Source organism: Microbacterium sp. NRRL B-14842, from assembly GCF_050470785.1.
Genome location: NZ_JBFLUM010000033.1, coordinates 1 through 15389, shown reverse-complemented (window position 1 = coordinate 15389; position 15389 = coordinate 1). Strand labels below are relative to the sequence as shown.

14 protein-coding genes and 6 pseudogenes are annotated in these 15389 nt (G+C 70.8%); 5 read left to right on the top strand and 15 right to left on the bottom strand.

Features of this window, described 5'->3' with window-relative positions; genetic code table 11:
- Positions 1-213 (top strand): annotated as a pseudogene (locus AB1285_RS20100) (hypothetical protein); the annotation flags it as partial.
- A gap of 30 nt (positions 214-243) precedes the next feature.
- Here the strand turns inward: AB1285_RS20100 and AB1285_RS20095 are convergent.
- The 8 genes and pseudogenes from AB1285_RS20095 to AB1285_RS20060 form a co-directional block, all read right to left on the bottom strand.
- Positions 244-663, bottom strand: coding sequence for an HAD-IC family P-type ATPase (locus AB1285_RS20095; RefSeq protein WP_429977750.1), 420 nt, complete (start codon positions 661-663; stop codon positions 244-246).
- Positions 609-1157 carry an HAD family hydrolase gene (locus tag AB1285_RS20090; protein ID WP_429977752.1) on the bottom strand — a complete coding sequence of 183 codons (549 nt, stop codon included), beginning with the start codon at positions 1155-1157 and terminating at the stop codon, positions 609-611. Before AB1285_RS20090 ends, AB1285_RS20095 begins: the two co-directional genes overlap by 55 nt.
- A 32-nt stretch (positions 1158-1189) precedes the next feature.
- Entirely contained in the window at positions 1190-2191 is a 1002-nt protein-coding gene (locus tag AB1285_RS20085; protein ID WP_429977749.1) for a hypothetical protein, read from the bottom strand.
- Between the two features lie 246 nt (positions 2192-2437).
- The gene (locus AB1285_RS20080; RefSeq protein WP_429977748.1) at positions 2438-3178 is read right to left on the bottom strand and encodes an HAD-IC family P-type ATPase; all 741 of its coding nucleotides are present in this window, start codon (positions 3176-3178) and stop codon (positions 2438-2440) included.
- Positions 3179-3267: 89 nt separating this feature from the next.
- Complete coding sequence (locus AB1285_RS20075; RefSeq protein WP_429977753.1) at positions 3268-3801, bottom strand: hypothetical protein; 534 nt, start codon at positions 3799-3801, stop codon at positions 3268-3270.
- A gap of 64 nt (positions 3802-3865) precedes the next feature.
- Positions 3866-4258, bottom strand: a pseudogene (locus AB1285_RS20070) (heavy metal translocating P-type ATPase); the annotation flags it as partial.
- Positions 4176-4997: a hypothetical protein gene (locus AB1285_RS20065; RefSeq protein WP_429977751.1), complete on the bottom strand. Its 822-nt coding sequence runs from the start codon at positions 4995-4997 to the stop codon at positions 4176-4178. The pseudogene AB1285_RS20070 and the gene AB1285_RS20065, both read right to left, overlap by 83 nt.
- 65 nt (positions 4998-5062) lie before the next feature.
- Positions 5063-5274: pseudogene (locus tag AB1285_RS20060) on the bottom strand (heavy-metal-associated domain-containing protein).
- A gap of 409 nt (positions 5275-5683) precedes the next feature.
- Between AB1285_RS20060 and AB1285_RS20055 the strand changes: the two are divergent.
- Together AB1285_RS20055 and AB1285_RS20050 are read left to right on the top strand one after the other, a co-directional pair.
- On the top strand, positions 5684-6007 hold the full coding sequence (locus tag AB1285_RS20055; protein WP_429977747.1) for a hypothetical protein: 324 nt from the start codon (positions 5684-5686) through the stop codon (positions 6005-6007).
- 4 nt (positions 6008-6011) lie between these two features.
- A complete protein-coding gene (locus AB1285_RS20050; RefSeq protein ID WP_429977746.1) occupies positions 6012-6230 on the top strand; it encodes a hypothetical protein in 219 nt (72 codons plus the stop codon).
- A gap of 159 nt (positions 6231-6389) precedes the next feature.
- Here the strand turns inward: AB1285_RS20050 and AB1285_RS20045 are convergent.
- The 6 genes and pseudogenes from AB1285_RS20045 to AB1285_RS20020 all read right to left on the bottom strand — a co-directional run bounded on the left by AB1285_RS20045 (position 6390) and on the right by AB1285_RS20020 (position 11872).
- Positions 6390-7276: pseudogene (locus AB1285_RS20045) on the bottom strand (formylglycine-generating enzyme family protein).
- Positions 7277-7319: 43 nt separating this feature from the next.
- Entirely contained in the window at positions 7320-7868 is a 549-nt protein-coding gene (locus AB1285_RS20040; RefSeq protein ID WP_429977745.1) for a hypothetical protein, read from the bottom strand.
- 41 nt (positions 7869-7909) lie between these two features.
- Positions 7910-9652, bottom strand: coding sequence for an arylsulfatase (locus AB1285_RS20035; protein ID WP_429977744.1), 1743 nt, complete (start codon positions 9650-9652; stop codon positions 7910-7912).
- 78 nt (positions 9653-9730) lie between these two features.
- On the bottom strand, positions 9731-11065 hold the full coding sequence (locus tag AB1285_RS20030) for a hypothetical protein (RefSeq protein ID WP_187663788.1): 1335 nt from the start codon (positions 11063-11065) through the stop codon (positions 9731-9733).
- Between the two features lie 29 nt (positions 11066-11094).
- On the bottom strand, positions 11095-11436 hold the full coding sequence (locus AB1285_RS20025) for an SHOCT domain-containing protein (RefSeq protein WP_187663787.1): 342 nt from the start codon (positions 11434-11436) through the stop codon (positions 11095-11097).
- Between the two features lies 1 nt (position 11437).
- Positions 11438-11872 (bottom strand): DUF6325 family protein, encoded by a 435-nt coding sequence (locus AB1285_RS20020; RefSeq protein WP_280565924.1) that lies wholly within the window; start codon positions 11870-11872, stop codon positions 11438-11440.
- 145 nt (positions 11873-12017) lie between these two features.
- On the opposite strand from AB1285_RS20020, the gene AB1285_RS20015 reads away from it, so the two are divergent.
- Positions 12018-12443, top strand: a complete 426-nt coding sequence (locus tag AB1285_RS20015; RefSeq protein ID WP_187663785.1) for a DUF6325 family protein — start codon at positions 12018-12020, stop codon at positions 12441-12443.
- A 47-nt stretch (positions 12444-12490) separates the two neighbouring features.
- Here the strand turns inward: AB1285_RS20015 and AB1285_RS20010 are convergent.
- A pseudogene (locus tag AB1285_RS20010) lies at positions 12491-14965 on the bottom strand (LuxR C-terminal-related transcriptional regulator); the annotation flags it as partial.
- Between the two features lie 127 nt (positions 14966-15092).
- On the opposite strand from AB1285_RS20010, the pseudogene AB1285_RS20005 reads away from it, so the two are divergent.
- A pseudogene (locus AB1285_RS20005) lies at positions 15093-15389 on the top strand (AI-2E family transporter); the annotation flags it as partial.

The following is a 15389-nucleotide window of genomic DNA, read 5'->3' as shown; positions in this document are numbered from 1 at the left end:
CCGCTCCCTGGTGACCCGGCGACCGGACGATCCGATCACCCAGACCGGCGTCCTCGCGGAGCCCCCGTCACCGTCCGCTCGCATCACGGTTCGGACGAGGGCCGCATCGATCTCCGGCACACGTGGCTCGACCCGATCATCGTCGTCGGGCCCTGGGTGCTGACGGCGGTCCTGGGCGTCCGCGCTCTCCGCCGCCTCGGCCGCCGGCACTGAGCCGGGGACCGAGACGGCGGCGTGTGAGGCTCAGCGCTGCAGGATCTCGGCGGTGACGACCTCCGGACGGAGGTCGAGCCGCCGCAGCAGCTGCGCGTTGAGGGCCACCACGATCGTCGACAGCGACATCAGCACCGCACCCACGGACATCGGCAGCACGAAGCCGATCGGCGCGAGCACCCCCGCGGCGAGCGGCACGGAGAGCAGGTTGTACCCCGCCGCCCACCAGAGGTTCTGCTTCATCTTCCGGTAGGAGGCACGGGACAGCTCGATGACCGACAGCACGGCGCGGGGGTCGTCGCCCGCGAGGATGACCCCCGCGGACGCGATCGCCACGTCGGTCCCTGCGCCGATCGCGAGACCCACGTCGGCCTGGGCGAGGGCGGGCGCATCGTTCACGCCGTCTCCCACCATCGCGACCTTGCGGCCCTCGCGCTGCAACTCCTGCACCTTCGCCGCCTTGTCCTCCGCCGGACGCCGGCGAACACGCGATCGATGCCGAGGTCCGCCGCGACGGTGTGCGCGACGGCCTCCGCGTCACCGGTGATCATCACGACCTGGACGCCGAGCGCATGCAACGCATCGACCCGCGTCCCCGCGACTCCGGACGCACCTCGTCCGCGAGCTTGAGCGCCCCGACGACCTGGCCGTCCCGCAGCACGTGCAGGATGATCGCACCGTCTGCACGCCAGCCCTCCGCGACGGGGAGCTCCTGGGCGTCCTCCTCCGTGAGCAGATGCGGGCCGCCGACCCGGATCACGGCTCCGTCCACCGTCGCGGTCACACCGACCGCGGGAGAGAGACGAGAAGTCGCGGCTGGCCGGCACCGGGAGCTCCTTGTCGCGCGCAGCGCGCACGATGGCCTTCGCCAGCGGATGCTCGCTGTCGGCCTCGGCGGCCGCGGCGAGCGCCAGCACCTCGTCCGCGGTCTCCGCGCCGGCCACCGACACCTCGGACACGACGGGCTCGCCCTTGGTCAGGGTGCGGTCTTGTCGAACAGCACGGTGTGTCGACGGTGCGCATGCTCTCCAGGGCGAGCCGGGTCCTTCACGAGGACGCCGCCGCGCGCCGCACGCTCGGTCGCGATCGACACGACGAGCGGGATGGCCAGCCCCAGTGCGTGCGGGCAGGCGATCACGAGGACGGTGATCGTGCGGATCACGGCGTCATCCGGCAGACCGACGGCGCTCCACACGACGGCGGTGATCACGGCGGCGCCCAACGCGAACCAGAACAGCCAACCCGCGGCCGTGTCGGCGAGGCGCTGCGCGCGAGACGAGGAGTTCTGCGCTTCCGTGACGAGCCGCTGGATCCCCGCGAGCGTCGTGTCGTCGCCGGTCGCGGTGATCTCCACGCGCAGCCCGGAGTCGGTGGCGACGGTGCCCGCGGTCACGGGGTCGCCGGTCGCACGGGTGACCGTACGGGACTCCCCCGTCACCATGGACTCGTCCATCGAGGCGCGGCCGTCGACGATGCGACCGTCCGCGGGGGATGCTGCCGCCGGGGCGCACCCACCACGACGTCTCCCACGCGGAGGTCCGAAGGAGAGACGCGCACGACCTGATCGCCCTCGACGCGCTCCGCCTCGTCCGGCAGGAGGGCGGCCAGCGAGTCGAGGGCGGAGGTGGTCTGCGCGAGCGACCGCATCTCGATCCAGTGCCCCAGCAGCATGATGACGATCAGCAGGGCGAGCTCCCACCAGAAGTCGAGCTCGTGGTGCAGGAGGCCGAGGCTCGCTCCCCCACGAGGCGACGAACGCCACGGTGATCGCGAGACCGATGAGCAGCATCATCCCGGGCTTGCGCGCACGGATCTCGCTGACGGCGCCGGTGAGGAACGGCTTCCCTCCCCACACGTACATGACGGTGCCGAGGACCGGCGACACCCATGCCAGGCCCGGGATGTCGGGGAGCGGGTAGCCGAGGATCATCGCGAACATGCCCGAGAGCAGCACGGTGGGGACCGCGAGGACGAGCATGATCCAGAACAGCCGCCGGAACTGGGCGACGTGGTCGCCATGACCGCCATGACCGCCATGGCCCCCCGTGACCTCCGTGTCCCTCGTGTCCCTCGTGTCCCTCGTGCCCGGTGTGCCCGGTGTGTCCCTGCGTGGTCCGTGTGGTCTCCGTGCGCGGTGTGGTCCGCGTGTCCGGAGTGGCTCGTCTGCGTCCCGGTCCCGGCTGCCGCGGGGTGGCCGTGCGCGAATGGTCGTGGTGCGAGGTGCTCATGTCTTCCCTCCAACGTCGATGATGCCGTGCGGGGCCGATTCTGTCGCGGCCCCGCACGGATGGGGGCTCAGGCCGCCCCTGGTGTACTTCGCGGGATCGGCGTCGAACGCCGGCCCGCAGCCCGCGCAGCAGAAGTAGTAGCGCGTGCCCTCGTGGCCGCGGTACAGGCCCGCGGCCTCAGCGGTCGCGATCACCACGGGTGTTCCGGCCATCACCGGGCATTCGGCCATGCCCTCGGCCGGCACGGCGAGCAGGTCGGTGCGCCCGTCGGCGGAGACGCCGCTCTGGCGCGGGACGCTGCAGCAGGATCCTGCGGGGGAATCGGACATGTCGGTGCTCCTCTGTCGTTCGTTCACGGGGTGTCCACCGCCCTGCTGCGGAAGGACCGCAGGCGGAGGCTGTTGCCGACGACGAAGACGCTGGAGAACGCCATCGCCGCACCGGCGAGGCATGGGGTTGAGCAGGCCGAGCGCCGCGAGCGGGATCGCCGCGACGTTGTAGGCGAAGGCCCAGAACAGGTTGCCCTTGATCGTGCCGAGCGTGCGGCGGGACAGGCGGATCGCGTCGGCGGCACTGCGGAGGTCGCCGCGGACGAGGGTGATGTCGCTCGCCTCGATCGCCGCGTCGGTTCCGGTCCCCATCGCCATCCCGAGGTCCGCCTGCGCGAGGGCCGCCGCGTCGTTCACGCCGTCCCCGACCATCGCGACGACCTTGCCCTCGTCCTGAAGCCGGCGCACGACGTCGACCTTGCCACTGGGGCAGCACCTCGGCGATCACCTCGGTGATCCCGACCCCGCGTGCGATCTGCTCCGCCACCGCGCGGTTGTCACCGGTGAGCAGGACGGGGGGTCAGCCCCAGTGCGCGGAGCTGCGCCACCGCCCTCCGCACTCGTGGCCTTGACCGTATCGGCGACGACGAGCACTCCGCGGGCCCGGCCATCCCAGCCCACCGCGATCGCGGTCGTGCCTGAGCCTCCGCCTCGGCCGTGGCCGCGCTCAGCCCTGCGGACAGGTGCTGCGACCAGTCGGCGAGCAGCGAGGTGCGTCCCACGACGACGGCGTGACCGTCCACGATGCCCTGGACACCCTTGCCCTCGATGTTCCCGAACTCCTCGACGGCCGCAGGGCGCCGAGTTCGCGGGTGGCCGCGGCCGCCACAGCCTGAGCGATCGGGTGCTCGGAGGCGTCTTCGAGGGCGGCCGGCCAGCCGCAGCAGCTCCTCGCGCTCCGCCCCGTCGTCGGTGTGCACCGCGGTCAGCGTCATGCGACCGGAGGTGACCGTCCCCGTCTTGTCGAGCACGATCGTGTCGACCTTCCTGGTCGACTCCAGCACCTCGGGGCCCTTGATGAGGATGCCCATCTGGGGCGCCGCGACCGGTGCCGACGAGCAGGGCGGTCGGCGTGGCCAGACCCAGCGCGCAGGGGCAGGCGATGATGAGCACCGCGACCGCGGCGGTGAACGCGGCGGACGCAGGGAATCCGGCCGCCAACCAGGCCACCAGCGTGCCGAGTGGCGATGACGATCACGGATCGGCACGAAGATCCCGGAGACCTTGTCCGCGAGCCTCTGGACCTCGGCCTTCCCGGTCTGCGCGTCCTCCACCAGCCGCGCCATCTGCGCGAGCTGGGGTGTCGGCGCCGACCCGGGTCGCACGGACCACCAGCCGTCCCGCCGCGGCGTTCACGGTGGCTCCGGTGACGGCATCGCCCGCGCCGACCTCCACGGGCACCGACTCACCGGTGAGCATGGAGGCGTCGACCGCGGACGTGCCGCCGACCACGACACCGTCGGTGGCGATCTTCTCCCCTGGACGCACGACGAACTGGTCCCCGACCCGCAGCTCGCTCGTCGGGATCCGCGTCTCGGACGCCGTCGCGGAGCACGGCGACCTCCTTCGCGCCGAGTTCCAGCAGCGCGCGGAGCGCCGCACCGGCCCTGCCGCTTCGAGCGCTTCTCGAAGTAGCGCCGGCGAGGATGAACGTGGTCACCCCGCTCCGACCTCGAGGTAGATGTTGGCAGCACCGTCGCTGGGCGCCACGGTCAGCTCGAACGGGTGCGTCCATACCTGGCACCCCGGCGGTGCCGAAGAAGAGCGCGTACAGCGACCACAGCAGCGCGGCGAGCGTGCCCATCGAGATGAGCGTGTCCCATCGTGGCCGCTCCGTGCCGGAGGTTGATCCAGGCCGCCTTGTGGAACGGCCAGGCCCGCCCACACGATCACAGGTCCCGCGAGCGCGAGCGACAGCCACTGCCAGTACGTGAACTGGAGCGCCGGGATCATCGCCATCGCGATGACCGGGACGGTGAGCACGACGGCGGCGATCAGCCGCTGCCGCAGCGCGGTGAGCTCCGGATCCGGCTGCTCTCCGTCGGGCTGCGCACCCTCCGGCGCGGGAGGCGCAGGGACGACGGCGGTGTAGCCGGTCTTCTCGACCTCGGCGATGAGCAGGGGCGGTGTCGACGCCCGCCGGCACCGTGACGCTCGCCTTCTCGGTCGCGTAGTTCACGGTGGCGGTGACGCCGTCGAGACGATTGAGCTTCTTCTCGATCCGCATCGCGCACGACGCGCAGGTCATGCCGCCGATCTCCAGCTCCACGCTGGTCGCGGATGGGGTGTCCATCAGGACCGGACCGCCTGGTAGCCCGCCTCGTCCACGGCGGCCAGCCACGTCCGTGTCGTCGACGGGGGCGGAGCTGCGCACCACGAGTCTCCCGCTCTGCGCGCTGACATTCGATACCCTCGACACCGGGGATGCGCGACACCTCGTCGCGGATCGCCATCTCGCAGTGGCCGCACGTCATTCCGGCGACCTGATACTCGCTCGTGCTCATCATGTTTCCTTTCCTCGGGATACCCCCCTGGGGTACTCCTTCGGCACAACCTTATACCCTCCGCGGGTATTCCCGCACGCCCGGGCGGCAACGGGACTCGTCCGCTCGGGTGAGGGGACGCTCGGCATCCGACGCCGCGCCTGGGGAGGATCGCGGTCATGGACTCCACTCCCCTGTCATCCTGGCGGGACACCACCACGCGCCGCGCCATCGAGGCGTTCGTCGCCGCCGCGACCACAGGCCCGGAGACCGTCACCCGTCGAAGAACGGATCGCCGTGTTCGACAACGACGGCACACTGTGGTCGGAGAAGCCCATGCCCACCCAGCTGCACTACGTGGGTCGAGCGCTGGCGCGAGGCGGCCACCCGCGACCCGTCCCTCGCCGAAAACCAGCCGTACCGCGCGGCGGTGACCGGTGACCTCGCCTGGCTCGGCACCGCGATCGACAAGCACTACGCCGGCGACGACTCCGACCTCGGCGTCATCATCCAGGCGCTCCTGGGGCTGACCGACGGTGTCAGCGTGGAGGACTACGCCCGTTCGGTCACGGAGTTCTACCGCTCCGCGCAGCACCCGATCCTCGGTCGCCCGTACGCGGATTCCGTGTACACGCCGATGGTGGAGCTGCTGCGCTACCTCGAAGCCCATGGCTTCACCTGCTACATCGTCTCCGGCGGCGAGCGCGACTTCATGCGGCCGATGACCCAGGCGAACTACGGCGTCCCCTCCTGAGCGCGTGATCGGCTCGGCGCTCGGGCTCACCTACGACGAGAAGGATGCCAGCGTCCGCTACTCGTCCGCCCTGGCGTTCTTCGACGACGGTCCGGAGAAACCGGTGCGGATCTGGAGCCGGATCGGTCGGCGTCCGCTGCTCGCCGCCGGGCAACTCCAACGGGGACATGCCCATGCTCGACTTCGCGCACGGCGGCCCCACGCCGCGGACTCGCGCTGCTGATCCATCACGACGACGCGGGCCGCGACGACACCCCCTACGACACGGGAGCCGAGAAGGCCCTGCGCGCAGCCGACGACCGCGGCTACACCGTGGTCAGCGTCAAGGACGACTGGGCGTCCGTGTTCCCCGACCCGGCCTGAGTCCGGCAGTGCCGGGCGGTCAGAGGGCGCAGCGGAAGCCGATGTGGTCATGGCGGTGTCCTCTGCCTGCGCCGATCGCGCCGCAGGGCGGGGTAGCGGAGGCAGTACTCCGGAGCGCAGAGGTGCGAGCCGCCCTTGAGCACGCGGCGCGGGATGGGCGACCCGGGCTCGGAGGACAGCAGGCTCGCGCGATGTCCCGCCTCGACGCCCACGGCTCCCGGCGGTACATGTCGGTGCGTCCAGTAGTCCGCCGTCCATTCCCACACGTTGCCGATCATGTCGTGCAGGCCGTAGCCGTTGGCGGGGAACGAGGGCCACCGGAGCGGTGCCGATCCACCCGTCGGCGCCATCGTTCCGGTACGGAAGGCACCCTGCCAGGTATCCGCCATGAGGGTGCCGTCCAGCTTCGTGTCCTCCCCCCAGGCGAAGCGGGCACCGACGAGGCCACCGCGCGCCGCCCATTCCCACTCCGCCTCGGTGGGCAGGCGCCTGCCGGCCCACGCGGCGTAGGCGACGGCATCGGGGTACGCGACCTGCACGACCGGATGATCGAGACGGTCATCGATCGACGAGGTCGGCCCGAAGGGGTGCCGCCAGGACGCCCCGGGCTCCCACCGCCACCACTGACGCCAGGTCGCGAAGGTCGACGGGACCGCGTGTCGGCGTGAAGACCATGGCCCCGGGGACGAGGTCGTCCGGGTGCACGCCTGGGTAGTCGGCAGGGTCCATCGGCCGCTCGGCGATCGTGACGTAGCCGGTGTCCTCGATGAAGGCCGCGTACTGGCGATTGGTCACGGGATGCTCGTCCAGCGTGAACGGCTCCACGCGCCGCTCGTGGACGGGCCCCTCCTCCGGGTAGAACTCGTCCGACCCCATGAGGAGCGTGCCGCCGGGGACCTCGATCATCGCCGTCATGCCCTCATGCTAGGCCTCGGCCCGCTCCGGTCGATCACTCGCGCGACAGCATCGCCGCTGCCTCGAGTTCCATATCGAGATACTGCTCCGTGCTCACGTCCACCGCCACGCCCAGGAGCTTGCCGCCGGTGAACGGGAACGGGTTGCGGTACTGCGCGCTCACCGGGTCGGCGCTGTCCCACCCGACGCAGAGTCCGTCGCCGCAGAGCGTGAACTTCCCGACCTGCGCCCGCATCGGACCTGACGCCACCGCACGATCGTCGACGTACAGCGTGGTCGTGCCGACGGACTCGCCGTGCTCCCCCGCCCCCTCGCGGACGAACTCCACGCCGAGGGTATGCGGGCCGGGGGTGAGCTCGTCCGAGGTGAACGACTGCTCCGGCGGGATGCCGAGGAAGTTGTACACGTAGACGAGCCTGTTGCCCTTGAGGAACAGGGAGTGCCCGCCGAAGCGCGAGCCGTGCGCGAAGAGCACGCCCTCGGCACCCTCGTCGAGCACGACGTCGGCGATGATCTTGTAGGAGCGCCCTCGGACGTTCACCGCGACGCTCTCCGGTACCGCCGCGGTGCCGGGGAAGTACACATAGCGATCCCGGGGCGACTCGGCCTGGGGCCGCGGGACCGTCAGGATCTCGCGGCGGAGCGGTCATCGAGCGGAAGGGCGAAGTTCGCCTCCGCCTCGGCGAACCATGCGGTGATGAGCTCCTGCAGCTTCTCCGGGTGGGTCGCGGCGAGGTCGTTCGACTCGGAACGGTCCTCCGCCACGTGATACAGCTCCCACACGTCGTCGTCGAAGTGGCCCTTGCCGCTCAGCGGCGCGTGTACGGCGGCGGCCTTCCAGCCGTCCTTCCAGATGCCCCTCGTGCCGAGCATCGAGTAGTACTGCACCGTCTTCTGCGTCGGACCGTCCGGCGCCGCGTCGAAGGACGACTTCATCGAGACGCCGTCGAGCGGTCTCTGCGGCACCCCACGGTAGGACTCCGGCATCTCGATGCCGATGACGTCGAGCACTGTCGCCACGACGTCCACCGAGTGGTGGTACTGGTGGCGCAGCTCCCCCTTCGCCGCGATCCCCTTCGGCCAGTGCACGACCATCGGGTCGCAGGTGCCGCCGGAGTACTGGGAGTAGCGCTTGAACATCTGGAACGGCGTGGAGAACGCGGCCGCCCACCCGGTCGGATAGTGGTTGTAGGTGTCCGCGGAGCCGAGGGTGTCGATCATCGCGAGGTTCTCGGCGAGATCGTCGGGGTAGCCGTTGAAGAACTTGTTCTCGTTCACGGAGCCGTCCGGTGATCCCTCCCCCGAGGCGCCGTTGTCGGCGCAGTAGAAGATGATCGTGTTGTCCAGCTGCCCCGTCTCCTCCAGGTAGTCCACGATCCGACCGACCTGGGCATCCGTGTACTCGGAGAAGCCGGCGAAGACCTCGGCCATCCGCGCGAACAGCCTCCGTTCGTCGTCGTTCAGCTCCGCCCACGGGCGCACGTAGTCGGCCGGGTTCGCCGCCTCGTCCGGCAACGGGTTGAACGGCGTCATCTGCGTGCCCTCCGGCAGCACGCCCTTCTCGATCATGCGGGCGAGCACCCACTCGCGATAGGCGTCGTAGCCGTCGTCGAACGCCCCCTTGTACTTGTCGATGTACTCCTGCGGCGCGTGGTGCGGAGCGTGGTTCGCGCCGGGACAGAACCACATGTACCAGGGCTTTGAGGGGTTCGAGGCCTGCTGGTTCCGGATCATCGCGAGCGCCTGGTCGGCGAGATCCTTCGACAGGTGATACCCGTCCTCCGGGCGGTACGGCTGCTCGATGAAGTGGTTGTCCTCGACGAGATCGGGTACCAGTTGTTCGTCTCGCCACCGAGGAAGCCGTAGAACCGGTCGAACCCGAGTTGCAGCGGCCACATCGAGCGGCTGCCTCCCGGCGCGATGTCCTCCTCCGGGACGTTGTGGTCTTTGCCGAGCCAGAACGTGCTGTAGCCGTTCTCCTGCAGCACCTGCCCGATCGTCGCGCACATCCGCCGGGAGCCGTCCCGCGAAGCCCGGGAAGCCGTTGGTGCCCTCCATGATCACGCCGGCGCGATTGACGTGGTGGTTGCGCCCCGTGAGCATGGTGGACCGCGTCGGCGAGCACAGCGCCGTGGTGTGCCACTGCGTGTAGGTGAGGCCCCCGGCGGCCAGACGATCCATGGTCGGCATCGCGATGCGACCGCCGTACGGCGACCAGGAGGCGAGCCCGGTGTCGTCGTAGAGCACGACGAGGACGTTCGGTGCTCCGTCCGGCGCCTTCCGCAGCTCGTACGGCGACCAGTCGGGACGGGAGTCGCGGACGTCCAGCGTGATCTCGCCCGAGAAGTCTGCGTTGAATTCCGACATCGTCTCTCCTTCGTTCAGGGCGCGTCCGCGCTCCTCGGCACGAGTCTTCCGAGCCGGCGTCCGTGTGGACAACGGTTCTCACCCGGGAAGGGTGATCTCAGTGGCGTCATCCTCGACCGGCTCGTCCGTCTCATCCGCTGCGGAGTCCGGGCGGCGCAGCAGTTCCACGAGGACCGTCAGCACGAGGACGCCGATCGCCACGCCCACGACGGCACCGAAGGTCACAGGGCGCGTCGCCACGAGGATGAGCACACCGATCGCCATCCCCGTGATGAGGATCGCGCCCCGATAGCGGTCGACCGCCCGCCCGAATCGTCCCGTGGATATCCCCCGAGCCTCCGCCGCCTCGCGCAGCGCCCCGGAGCCGCTCTCGGTCGCACCGCGCACCGTCGAGGCGCTGCGGCTCGATCCGGCCAGCCAGGCCCAGAGCGCGATGAGCACGCCGACGAGAGCGAGGGCGACGATGGTGGACCCGAGGAGCGCCGTGAGCTGATCGAAGAGGGATTCGGCCGCCGCAGCCGTCATGATGGACGGACTGACGGCGCTGACGAAGAACCCGCGTCCGATCCCCATCCCCGCGGCGAGGAGCAGGAAGACGACGGCGAAGCCCGCGCTCGTCCAGAACAGCGCCCGCGGCCGGTCCACCGCCAGCAGCACGCCGAGCACGACGAGGCCGAGCACGACCCAGGGCAACCAGAACCCTGCGGCCACCGCGATCTGGTAGACCGTGCGCACCAACGCGAGGGCGTCCGCCTGCACCACCGGGATGGTGCGATCGATCACGGGGATGAGGTCGGCCACGCCGGCCCCACGCTCGGCGAGAGCCTCCTTGACGCGTTCCACGACCGCCCCCACGTCCACCGAGAGCACGCCGTCGTCGCTCAGCTGCAGTGCGGTGCCCGGGTCGTCCTGGAGGATCGCGACGGCACGCTCGTGCGTGAAGCGCAGCGACTCGGCCCAGATGTCGGCGAACTGCGGCGACGACACCACCTCGTGCACGACACCGTCGATCAGCGACGACAGCCCGGACGCGGCCGGTGCTTCCAGGAGCCCGAGGGCGGCTGTGGCACGGGGCGGCAGATCGAGGGCGCGCAGCCCATCGAAGAGCTCTCCGACCACCGCATCCAGGTCGACCTGCTCATCGATGGCGGTCGTCACCTGATCGGCGACGAAGTCCTGGACGTCCGGGTCCTGGGCCAGTGGAGCGAACGTCGCGACGAACCGATCCGCATCGACGAGCTGCAGCCGCGCCCACGTCCCCATCGCCGCGATCGGTGCGAGGAGCACTGCGACGACGAGCACGATCCCGGCGATGATGCTCCGGGCCGAGACCCGGCGTCGAGGGCGACGCAGCTCCTCGTTCTCCTGCTCCAGCGCGCGCAATCGTTCCCGCAGATCGTCGATCTCGCTCATGGGCGCCTCGTCTCGATCGTCGCGGGCGCTCAGCCCAGCAGCTTCTGCTTCGCCGCGGTGAACTCCTCTTCCGTCAGCACACCGGAGGCCTTCAGCGACCCGAGCTCCTGCAGCTTGGCGATCAGGTCGTCCGCCGGTGCGGGCGGCGGGGACGCCGGCGGCGCATACTGCGCAGCCGCGGTGCGGGCCGCGTCGTCCATCTGGGCCTGTTGCTGGGCGGCCTCATACTGCTGCTGCTCGTACTCGCTCTGCGCGCGGCGCTCCTGGTGCCGCATGGCGGCTCCCTGCACCGCGGTCGCCGTTCCGGCGACCACCGCGGTCCGTGCGGCGAGACCGATGAGCCCCGGCCGGCCGAATCTCCGCAAGGGCATGTCATTCACCTTCCTGTTCGAGGATGTCCATCACCGCGTTCACGACGGGAGCCGGAATGCGCTCGGTGCGCAGCACCTGGCCTCCCGCGGCGGCGACATCCTGGGCCAGGGTCCGGGCGAACAGGAGTTCCAGGACCACCACGGCCGCGGATCGTCCCGGTGGCACGACCTCCGCCAGGGCGAGGACGTCGTCCTCGCTCGCGAGTCCGGCGACGATCGGCTCGAGCCCGCCGAGCGCCGGGGACCCGTCGCCCTCGTCCAGTTCGAGGATGTCGAGTTCCCCGCCCGCCGTCCTCGTCACCAGCACGAAATCCAGCACGCGCACGACGCCGCTCGACACGAGGTCGGTCAGCGCCCCGAACGTCGCCGGGTCCGGCCGGTCGCCGTCGAAGCCCACGAGGTAGAACTCGACGGGCCCGAATCGGAACTCCTTCATGTCGCCACCCTTCGTCCGGCACCAGGATGGCACCGCGACCGTGGGGCGCGTAACCCCTCTCACCCGCTCCGGGTGAGAGGGGGTACTCGGGCTCTCGCGCGGCTGTCACCATCAAGGACGGAGCGATGGAGGATCGAGGGCGGTCATGAGAAGCCGGGTGCTGGGCGACGTCGCGTTCGTCGTGATCGAGCTCCGCCGCGAGCACCCGGGACCACCGGTTCTCGAGCCACTCCTGCGGCAGGTCGAAGCAGGCACCCTGCGCGTGCTGGACTTCCTCGTGGTGCGGCGGGACGCCGACGCACACCGCATCACGGAGATCGACGGCGACGACTTCGCGCTCGCCGGTCTCCGCCTGTATGCGCCCGGACTCATCTGCGTCGAAGACGTCGGACACTTCCTCCCCTGGGTCCCCGTCGGCTCGGTCGCCGCCGTGATCCTCGTCGAACAGTGCTGGGACGTCCGGTTCGTCCGCGAGGTCGAGGACGGCGGCGATCGGATCCTGGCGACGCAGGCGATCCCCTCCGCGGTCGCGAACGCCGCCCTGGCGGCGACCCTGGGCGCAGCGTCGTGAGACGGCTCACCGCTCACACCATGGCGTGGACGGCCCTCCCGCCGGGACGACACCCCGAGCTTGCGGTAGATCGCGCGTTGATGCGTCTTCACCGTGTTGACCGACACGGAGAGTTCCTGCGCGATCTCCGGCAGCGTGCGCGCCGTCTGCATCTGGTGGAAGACGTCGCGTTCCCGCTCCGACAGCCGATCGGTCACGGATCCGACCGCGTCGACGGCGAGGCATGTCTCGATGAACTCCTCGAACTGCGTGCCGTGATGCACATGCGCCTGCAGCAGCCGGCGCACCGCGACCTCCCGCGGACCGAAGAGCACGACGAGGTTCTCCGCTGACGCGACGGCGAGTGCGGCCTCGCACAGGTCATGCGCGTCCTCCTGGTGGCCGGTCGCCCTCCGCAGCGCAGCCGCGGTGATCAAGGTGGCGGCCTTGACGTACGACAGCTCGGAGGCGCCCCGCAACGATCGCAGCATCTCCAGCGCCGCAGCGTGATCCTCGGCGCGACGCAGGATTCCGGACAGGGCGACGCCCACGAGCGGGAGGTCGGTACCGCTCGCGTACTTCTTCGCGATGCGCAGTGCGCGCTCCCTCCGCCCCACCGCCTCTTCGAGCAGGGCCACCGACGACTCTCGGAACGCCGGCCACGCCACCCCCTGCACGACGTCGATAGGGAGTTCCTGCACGCCGATGGCCGCCCGGCGACATATCGCGGGGTCTCCTGTGAGCGCGGCCGAATAGGCGCCCATCATGCGTGCATGCCCGGCGAGGTCGCGGCCGGATGCGGCTTCCTCCCGTGCCGCGTCGAAGATCCGGACCGCCTCCTCCGCCTCGCCGGACCAGTACGCGACCCACCCCGCGGCGGCCATGGCGCTGCCGCGCGCGAAGGTGTTCCGCGGAAGAAGAGTCTCGCGGGTGCTCTCGGCCTCGGCGAGCACGGTCGCGGCCTCCGTGAGCCGACCGGAGGTGGCGAGGCCATAGGCGAGATGTCCGACAGCGCGGGACGTGAGCTCCCGGTCGCCCGCTTCCTGCGCCTCGCGCGCCGCTGCAGAGAAGTACTCGATCGCGAGGTCCGGCGATTCGCGACTGCGCAGCGCGGTCCACCCCAGCAGGTGGTTGAGCGCCACCCGACCGCCGTACATCCTGTCGTCCTCGGCATCGAGCAGCGCGCGGATCTCGGGACCGGACACCGCCACCTCGACGGACGACTCCGCGAGCAGCAGGCGGACGATGAGGAGGACGGCAGGGGCGGCCTCCCCCGGCGTGCGGTCGAGGAGGGCCTCGGCCCGTCGGCACAGCTCCCGGGCGACACGATGGTCCCCGAGGACATCGCTGGCCCCGGCTCGCACGAGCAGCAGGTGCGGATCGTCCGGGTTGTCGCGCAGGAGAGTCGTCGCCGTCCGCTCCACGTCGCCGGCCGAGGAGCCGACCACGAGGCCCAACCAGTGCCGGAGGAGGATGGCCCTGGCACCGGCGCGATCCCCGGCGCGCCGCGCGTGCGTCACGGCGGCGATCGGATCCGTGTGCTCCAGAGCACGGGCGGCCCGGCGGTGCACGGTGGCGAAACGGGCGGCATCCGTCCGCGCGAGGTCGGCGCACCGACGCGCGAACGCGGGGTGCCACCGGTACGTCGGGCCGTTCGGGCCGTCGAACCGGTCAAGGAAGAGGCCGAGTCGGACGCAGCTCTCCAGGAGGTCGGCGGCGTCCTCCCTCGCCGTCACGAGTGCGGCGGTCTCCGGGGTGAGCTCCGCGCAGGCGGTGCCGTCGAGCACGAAGTCGGCGAGCGCGGGCGGCAACGCGTCCAGCACGTGCTCGCGGACGTACTCGCCGAGGAACGACGCGGCCGTGGACGCGGCCGTCGACGGCAGCGCACCTCCCACGAGGACGAGCCGTACCGCTATGGGCCACCCGCCGGTCTCCTCTCGCACGGCGGTCGCATCGAGACCTCGGGGCGCCGACCGCAGCAGACGACGGATCTCGTCCGTCGAGAACCGGAGCGTCTCCACGCCGACGAACGATCCGGGATGCATGAGTCGATGTCGGGACAGGGTGACCTCGATCAACGTGGTCCCGACGAGGACGAGGTGCAGTCCGTCCGGAGGCTGATCGGCGAGGAGCCCCAGAAGTCCCTCCCGCCAGGACTCGCCGGCACGGTGCGCGTCGTCCACGATGAGGTGCATCGGATGCTCGGCGTCCTGAAGCGCCGCGCAGATCTGCCGGTAGGCGCGCACCGGATCCTCGATATCGCGGCGGACGGCGAACGCGCGCCCCGTGCGCTCGGCGGCGAGCGCCAGCGCATTCACCACCCCGGACGTCAGCAGCGCGGGATCGTCGTCCGAGGCGCTCAGCGTGAGCCAGGCGACGTCGTCGCGCGCCACCGCCCAGGCCATGACCGCCGTCGTCTTGCCGTAGCCGCTGGGCGCGCTGAGAACCGTCACCCCGTCGGCCTCCACGGCCGCCGTGATCGCTGCGGTCACGCGTTCCCGCGGCAGGACGCCGATGGGCGGGGCGGGCGGCCGGAAACGCATCGCCGGTCCCGGCCTCGTGGAACGTACGGGAGGCGGCATGGCAACACGAAACCACGGGCCCGAGCGCCCTTCCAGGGGGTGGGCCCGCAATCACCCGGATGAAAGTGCCGGGGACTACGCTGGCCGCGTGACCTCGCTCCCGACTCCTTCCGGCCCCGCGGCAGACCGCGCGTCCTCGCCCGCCTTGCGGACCTTGCTGATCCTGGCGGCGAGCGCGATCGTCCTCGCCGGCGTCTCGCTGGCGCGTGAGGTCTTCGGTCCCTTGGCCCTCGCGATCGTCATCGTGGTGATCTGCGAACCGATCCGCCGTCCGTTCCAGCGCCCCGGTCGGCCCGCCTGGGTGGGGACGACCGCCGTGATCGTGCTCGCCTACGTGATCCTGCTGGCGATGGCGGCGCTGCTGTGGCTCGCCGGCACCCAGTTC

What these genes read in the sequence shown, in the direction of transcription:
- AB1285_RS20085 (WP_429977749.1), bottom strand. Translation starts at nt 2,191, where the DNA reads ATGCTCGTCCTCGCGGTCCCCACCGTGCTGCTCTCGGGCATGTTCGCG.
- AB1285_RS20075 (WP_429977753.1), bottom strand. Translation starts at nt 3,801, where the DNA reads ATGGGCATCCTCATCAAGGGCCCCGAGGTGCTGGAGTCGACCAGGAAG.
- AB1285_RS20065 (WP_429977751.1), bottom strand. Translation starts at nt 4,997, where the DNA reads ATGCGGATCGAGAAGAAGCTCAATCGTCTCGACGGCGTCACCGCCACC.
- AB1285_RS20035 (WP_429977744.1), bottom strand. Translation starts at nt 9,652, where the DNA reads ATGTCGGAATTCAACGCAGACTTCTCGGGCGAGATCACGCTGGACGTC.
- AB1285_RS20030 (WP_187663788.1), bottom strand. Translation starts at nt 11,065, where the DNA reads ATGAGCGAGATCGACGATCTGCGGGAACGATTGCGCGCGCTGGAGCAG.
- AB1285_RS20025 (WP_187663787.1), bottom strand. Translation starts at nt 11,436, where the DNA reads ATGCCCTTGCGGAGATTCGGCCGGCCGGGGCTCATCGGTCTCGCCGCA.
- AB1285_RS20020 (WP_280565924.1), bottom strand. Translation starts at nt 11,872, where the DNA reads ATGAAGGAGTTCCGATTCGGGCCCGTCGAGTTCTACCTCGTGGGCTTC.
- AB1285_RS20015 (WP_187663785.1), top strand. Translation starts at nt 12,018, where the DNA reads ATGAGAAGCCGGGTGCTGGGCGACGTCGCGTTCGTCGTGATCGAGCTC.